Genomic DNA, 6975 nt, shown 5'->3' with positions numbered 1-6975 from the left:
GACCACACGGAGACCGACATCCACACCGTGGACACCGCACCACCCGGTGCTCTCAGAGAGTCAGCCTACCAGACCAGCCGGTGGGCAACCTCCCCAACCTATCCCCCGCCAGACCCCGGGGCAACCCCTCCGGCCTGGCGATGAAAAGAAGATTACACACCGCTCTAAACCCCCGAACGAGGGGGGTCCCCTTGGCGCATCTGCGCAGGTCAGGCCCTGCGGGACCCCACTCCGGGCGGACGGGACTCGTCCTGCGCGGCCGGGCCCGCGTGCCGGAAGGCATCCATCGCCTCCGCGAGGAGGTCGGCGAGACGAGGCCCCGACTCGACGGGACGTGCACGACCGTTCGCCCCGGAAGGCCGCACCGGCGCCGGCGCGGGCGGCTCCACCTCGCGCTCACGAGAGCCCTGCGGTCCCTCGGCCGGTACCGGCATCGAGCCCGAGGTGTGGCGCCGAGCCGACGGCACGGCCACGTCCGCCGACGACCGCGCCCGGTCGGTGCGCGGCGGCATCGGGACGTCGGGCAGGTCGTACTCCCCGAGCACACTCGCCAGGGTCAGGCCGAGGTCCTCCCGGAACTCGTCGGGCGCCGAGGCACCGGCGGGCTCCCGGGGCACCCGCCCACCAGCGAGGTCGCCGGGCTCGGCGCCTCCGGTCGCGGGGCGGACCTCGGGTCGTGCTTCCCGCTGCCCGCGCGGGGAGTCCTCACGCGGCGTGGGGCGCGGGCGGCCCGACGCCCGCGACGGTCGGGGCTCCTCCGTGCGATCGCCACCCGACGGACCCGATGCCGGCGCGTCCCGCCTCCGGTCGGACGACGGCAGCCGGTCCCCCGGTGAGAGCGACTCCCCCAGCCCACCGGGCGACGGGGACACCGAGGGCAGCGGCGAGGCGAGCTCGGCGCCGGGCCGGGTCTCGCCGGAGCGATCGGGCTCCACGGTCTCCGGGAGCGGGGTGAACCGGTCGGCGGAGAGCGGGGGCTGACCGAGGCGCCCCGAGGTCTCGGACGACGTCGCGTCCGCGCCGGCGTGCTCAGACCCGAGGCCGTCGGACTTCAGGCCGTCGGACCTCGGGCCGTCGGACCCCGAGTGGTCGGACTCCGGGAGGTCGGACGTCAGCGCCGGTGCCACCGCCGGCTCCTCCCGGCGGTACGGCGGCGCCGTGGAGAAGGCGTCGAACGTCGGGCGCGTGGCCGGGGGCAGCTCGGTCGGCCCGTCCTCGTCGGGGGGCGTGCCGTCGGCGGGAGCCGAATGGCGGGACCGTCGCCGTCCGGTGGTGGGAGCCGGGACATCCGCCGGGACGACCCGCTCTCGAGCGGGCTCCTCCCGCCCCCCTGCGTTCGTCGTCGGATCGCTCTCCGTCGATGCCGTGGCCGGAAGGCTCACGGGCACCGGACCCGGCTCCTCGACCCGGGTCCCGACCGGACCGGGGTCGGCGTCGTCCGCTGCGAAGGCCGGACCCGGGAGCTGCTCCATCGACCGCGACAGCGCGGCCAGCAGGTCGGCCAGCTCGTCCTGGCGTCCCAGACCCGCACCGTCGTCGACCACCCGGGGCGGTGTGCCCAGGGGGTCCGGCGACACCGGTGGGTCGGGCAGCGCGGGAGCTGCCTCCACCCGGGGCTGGTCGTCGCGGTGGTGCCCTCGCCGCCGCGGCAGCGACTCGAGGACGTCGTCGTTCCGGGGCAGGTCGGCGGGACGGGCCACCGTCTCCACCGCGGGTGGCGGCGTCTCGCCGACAGGGATCGCCGGCTCCACCGGGAACGGCACCGGCTCCGACGTCGGGAAAATCGGCTCCGGCTCCAGCGGAGGCGGCATCGGCTCCGATCTCGGGAGAACCGGCTCCGGCTCCGGCTCCACCGGAACTCGTCCTATGGCGAGGAGATCACCCACGTCGACGGCGGCCACCCGGCGCAGGCTGCGCGCGTGCTCGTCCCGGGCCCGTGATTCGAGAACGTGTCCGTGCCGCAGGGCAGCGAGCGCCTCGCCCAGATCTCCACGAGCCTCGGCCCCGGCGGCCACGACCTGCCACCCCCGGGCCGCGTCATCGAGGTGGCCCGCGTCCTCGAGCGCCTGCGCCGTCGCCCGGGTCTCGGCGCCGTCGCTGCCCCCGGCTTCCGCGACCACGAGCCGGATGCGGCCGACGGCCCGCAGCAGCGCCGGCTCGACCTCCCCGTGGGGCATCAGGTCGCGGGCCAGCGTCCGGGCCTCGTCCGTCCGGCCCGACTCGACGAGCAGCTCGATCCGTTCCGCGGCCGTGGCGAGGGCGCGCCGACCGCCGTCCGGGTCGTCGCGCGGGTCGTCGGTCGTCGCCGTCGCCAGCACCGCCAGCGCCCCGGCGACGTCGCCCGCTCGCCGGCGAGCCCGCCCCCGGGCACACGCCAGCTCCCGCCGCAGGAGCCCCGCCTCGGGTTCGGGGACCCGCAGCAGAGCCGGGACGGCTCGCTCGGCCTCGCCGTCGGTCCCGGCGACGTCGCCGTGCTCCGCCCGGACCCGGGTCCGCACCAGAGCCGCGGCGGCCGCGATCCGGGCGGGCAGCTCGTCGACGGGCGGCAGGCGGTCGAGGAGCGTCCACGCCGTCGTCGCGTCGCCGAGGCCCATCGCCGCCGACGCCAGCTCGACGACGACCGCCGCGCCCGCGTCGCGGTCATCGCGCCGGCGCGCGTCCTCGAGCACGGGGCCCGCGCGGTGCACGACCTCGTCGTAACGGTCGGCCTCGGCCAGCGACCGCAGGATCGATCGCTCGGCCGCCGACCGCGTCGCGGGGTCGTCGTCGCCCGCCAGCCGGCGCGCGTGCTCGGCCAGGGAGACGCCGAGAGCGGGATCGGTCCACCGGAGTCCGTCGGCGACCTCGAGCACGGTGTGCGCCGACGGCGTCCCGTTCTCGCGACGTGCACCCACGACCGCTCCCTTCTCGGCGTCGGCCCGGGTCGGTCCCGGGGCCGCCTGCGACCTCAGTCCCGGGTGAGCTTGCGGTGCGTCACCCGGTGCGGTCGTGCGGCGTCGGCGCCGAGGCGCTGGACCTTGTTCTGCTCGTAGTCGGCGAAGTTGCCCTCGAACCAGAACCAGGAGGCCGGGTCGTCGTCGGTGCCCTCCCACGCGAGGATGTGGGTGCACACCCGGTCGAGGAACCAGCGGTCGTGGGAGACCACCACGGCGCAGCCCGGGAAGTTCTCCAGGGCGTTCTCGAGCGAACCGAGCGTCTCGACGTCGAGGTCGTTGGTCGGCTCGTCGAGCAGGAGCAAGTTCCCGCCCTGCTTCAGGGTCATCGCCAGGTTGAGCCGGTTGCGCTCGCCACCGGAGAGCACGTTCACCGGCTTCTGCTGGTCGGGGCCCTTGAACCCGAACGCCGAGACGTACGCCCGCGAGGGCATCTCGACGTTGCCGACCTGGATGAAGTCCAGCCCGTTCGACACGACCTGCCAGACGTTCTCGGTTCCGGAGAGACCTTCACGCCCCTGGTCGACGTAGGACAGCTTGACCGTGTCCCCGACCTTCACCGACCCCGAATCGGGGTGCTCGAGCCCGACGATCGTCTTGAACAGCGTCGTCTTGCCGACCCCGTTCGGCCCGATCACCCCGATGATGCCGTTGGGGGGCAGCGAGAACGACAGGTCCTTGATGAGCAGCCGGTCGTCGAACCCCTTGTCGAGGTGGCTCACCTCGACGACCACGTTGCCCAGCCGGGGCCCCGGCGGGATCTGGATCTCCTCGAAGTCGAGCTTGCGCGTCTTCTCCGCCTCGGTCGCCATCTCCTCGTAGCGGGCGAGCCGGGACTTGCTCTTGGCCTGCCGCGCCTTCGCCCCGGACCGCACCCAGGCGAGCTCGTCGGCCAGCCGCTTGCGCAGCTTCGCGTCCTTGCGGCCCTGCACCGCCACGCGCTCGGCCTTCTTCTCCAGGTAGGTGGAGTAGTTGCCCTCGTAGGGGTACGTCCGGCCGCGGTCGATCTCGAGGATCCATTGGGCGACGTTGTCGAGGAAGTAGCGGTCGTGTGTCACCGCGAGTACGGCGCCCGCGTACGACGCCAGGTGGCCCTCCAGCCACTGGACGCTCTCGGCGTCGAGGTGGTTGGTGGGCTCGTCGAGGAGCAGGAGGTCGGGCTTGGCCAGCAGCAGCTTGCACAGCGCGACCCGGCGTCGCTCACCTCCGGAGAGGTGGGTGACCGGTGAGTCGGCCGGCGGACAGCGCAGGGCGTCCATCGCCTGCTGCAGTTGGGAGTCGAGGTCCCAGGCGTCGGCGTTGTCGAGGTCCTCCTGGAGCGCGCCCATCTCCTCCATGAGCTCGTCGGAGTAGTCGGTCGCCATCAGCTCGGCGATCTCGTTGTAGCGGGCGAGCTTGAGGGCGACGTCGCCCGCGCCCTCCTGCACGTTGCCGAGGACGGTCTTCTCCTCGTTGAGCGGGGGCTCCTGCTGCAGGATGCCGACCGTGGCACCGGGGGCGGCGAAGGCCTCGCCGTTGTTGGGCTGGTCGAGTCCTGCCATGATCTTCAGAACGCTCGACTTGCCCGCACCGTTCGGCCCGACGACGCCGATCTTCGCTCCCGGCAGGAAGCTCAGCGTGACGTCGTCGAGAACCACCTTGTCGCCGTGGGCCTTGCGAACCTTCTTCATGGTGTAGATGAACTCAGCCACGCCTCCGATGGTAGTTGGCATGGTGTGCCGCTCCCCGATGCCGGTGGTGGTCTCAGCTCGCTATGGCCCCGCGCACGAACTCGTCGTCCTCGGCGTCGTGGAGCAGGGAGTCGAGGGGGCCGTCGGAGCCGACCGCGACCAGCGGGTTCGCGCCCGGCGGGTCGGCCTCGTCGGACCGGAACATCGGGGCGTCGGCGGGGAGCTCCACGAGTGACGTGACGTCGACCGGTGCCGCGGACCCGTCGGCGGCCCGCTCGTCCGGGATCACGCCCGCCGCGACCTTGCGCAGGTCGAGCCCGACGCTCTTGGCCTCGATCTCCGTGGACGACCGTCGCTGGCCGTCGACCTCGTACTCGCGGACGGCGAGCTTGCCGTTGATGACGACGGGGTCGCCCTTGACCACGCAGCGGTGCACGTTCTCGGCGAGCCGGCGCCAGCAGGTGACGCGGGCCGAGAACTGCGCGCCGTCCTGCCACTCGCCGCTGGCGGCGTCGTAGCGGCGCTCGCTGCTCATCACGCGGAAGTTCACGACGTCGCCGGCCGCGGTCCGCCGCTTCGTGACGTCGCCGGCCACGTTCCCGACGATGGTCACCCAGGTCTCGTTCATCTCGTCCTCCTCCGGTGGGCGCCCGGGTGGGGCGCTCATGAGGAGACCGTGCGCGAGGTTGCCCGCGAGGCGGTAACCGCACGCCCGAGCCTGGGGACAACTCCGGGCATCGCTGCCGGTGTGGACGGATGGCTGGACCGTCCGGAGCAGGGGACGTGCTCCGGCGAGCTCGGGACCGATGTCAGCCGTGGCTCGTCGCTCGCATGTTCCGCTTCGCGTCGGCGACGGTGCGGCCGATGCGCTCGTGATCGGGGCCCGCGGAGGCGATGCAGCGAAACACGGTCCGGCGCGTGGACGGTGCGAAGGCGCGGGAGTGGGCTGCGGCCGGCAGGTCGGCGTCGAGCGCCGTGGTGAGGTCGACCGGAACGTCGAGGGCGTCGACGTCGTCACGGCGTGCCAGATCGGACGGCCCTGTCGTGCTCGACGACGAGGCCGGGTCGATGCCAACCCTCGGCCAGGAGGCGCTCGGCGCGGTGCTCGGAACCCACGGCTGGCTCCGACGAGTGCTCACGAGCTATCGGGCAGGGCCGCGATCCGTAGCGCGATGCGTCGGTCCGCCCGAAGGCTGTGAACGCATCCAGAACCCGGTCGTGGGGGACGTGCCGGTCCGGAACGTGCATCTTCCTGAGGACGATCGGACTCCGACCCGTCGTCCATGGCGCTCGGCCGATCAGAGGGGGAGGGCTCGGACGCTCAGACCTCGACGTGTCGCAGGTGGACGCCGGCGGTCGTGCTGCGTCCGCGGGCTCCCGCTGCGGGCCATCTGTGCGAGTGGCCGTCGGTGCCAGGCGATGACGTGCTCGAAGCCCGCCACCGCGGTGGATTCGAGACGGAGGCGCGGCATCTCGAACTCCGCGCGGAGACCGCCGACGTCGTGGAGGTACTGCTCGAACCGGTGCTCGATCGCTTCCCGGAGCTCCTTCGGGTCGCGCCCGTCGGCGACGCCGAGCGCCAGATCGAGAGGGTCGGTCGGTAGCCCTGTCCGCTGTCAGGGCTCCGCCCTCGTCCTCGCGAGGACATGGCGCCCGATGGCAGTGGATCGGTCGACGGTGCGGGCAGGGAACGCGTGGACTTGTCCAGTGCGGACCGGCTCGATCCGCGCCTCGAACTCGCGCCACCTCGAGGCCGTGGGTTCGGTTCATCCCGACCTCATCGATCTCGCCCCTTCACGGAGTCCCTGGACACCGGGATTAGAACCGCGTCCCCGCCCTGCACCAGGTCGGCGTAGCGCTCGGCCTCTTCCTCGTCGGCCTGACGTACACCAGCACCCCGTACCCGGGCCGCTGACCCCGCGACGTACCGCACCGCGATGGCCAACGCTCACGTCGACGGGATCGCGGTCTCCGCCGTGGCACTGCTGTTCGCGCCGGCTCCGCCCACGATGGGGGCCGGCCTGGCTCTACCCGGCCGTCGAGTGGGACCTCGGACGAGTCCCGGCCCTCCGAAGGCTGCTTCAGTCGGGTCGTCGACGTCGGTGGGCTCGAGGCCCTGCGGGTCGGCACCCGAATTGCCACGGCCGCACTTCGACGTGCGGCCTGAGCGGCCATCATGCTGACGTGTGCCTCAGGAAGTCGGAGGGCTGTCAAGTGACAGACAGCGGGGAATGGCGCCGGAACGACGAATGCCCTCGCCGCGTAATGCGGGAGGGCCGGCGTACACGGGACGGAGTGGCTAGCTGACTCGTCCCTGGAGACACGTGTGGCCCTCGCCGCGGGTGCGGGAGGGCCATTCGGTGTTGGTGCGT

4 protein-coding genes are annotated in these 6975 nt (G+C 72.9%); 1 reads left to right on the top strand and 3 read right to left on the bottom strand.

Annotated features, from left to right (window positions below; genetic code table 11):
* Window positions 1-209: 209 nt before the first annotated feature.
* Genes ACFPBZ_RS29220 through ACFPBZ_RS29210 form a run of 3 tightly spaced genes read right to left on the bottom strand, consistent with a single transcriptional unit; the run spans window position 210 to window position 5270 of the window.
* Window positions 210-2894, bottom strand: a complete 2685-nt coding sequence (locus ACFPBZ_RS29220; protein WP_378039627.1) for a hypothetical protein — start codon at window positions 2892-2894, stop codon at window positions 210-212.
* Window positions 2895-2947: 53 nt separating this feature from the next.
* Complete coding sequence (gene ettA / locus ACFPBZ_RS29215; RefSeq protein WP_378039626.1) at window positions 2948-4624, bottom strand: energy-dependent translational throttle protein EttA; 1677 nt, start codon at window positions 4622-4624, stop codon at window positions 2948-2950.
* 52 nt (window positions 4625-4676) lie between these two features.
* Entirely contained in the window at window positions 4677-5270 is a 594-nt protein-coding gene (locus ACFPBZ_RS29210; protein WP_378039625.1) for a single-stranded DNA-binding protein, read from the bottom strand.
* 757 nt (window positions 5271-6027) lie between these two features.
* On the opposite strand from ACFPBZ_RS29210, the gene ACFPBZ_RS29205 reads away from it, so the two are divergent.
* Complete coding sequence (locus tag ACFPBZ_RS29205; RefSeq protein ID WP_378039624.1) at window positions 6028-6207, top strand: hypothetical protein; 180 nt, start codon at window positions 6028-6030, stop codon at window positions 6205-6207.
* Window positions 6208-6975: the final 768 nt, after the last annotated feature.

The sequence above is a fragment of the Actinomycetospora atypica genome (assembly GCF_042653685.1).
Lineage (GTDB): Bacteria > Actinomycetota > Actinomycetes > Mycobacteriales > Pseudonocardiaceae > Actinomycetospora > Actinomycetospora atypica.
The sequence above is the reverse complement of the archived record's forward strand: the minus strand, read 5'-3'. Positions and strand labels throughout refer to the sequence as shown.

What these genes read in the sequence shown, in the direction of transcription:
- ACFPBZ_RS29210 (WP_378039625.1), bottom strand. Translation starts at nt 5,270, where the DNA reads ATGAGCGCCCCACCCGGGCGCCCACCGGAGGAGGACGAGATGAACGAG.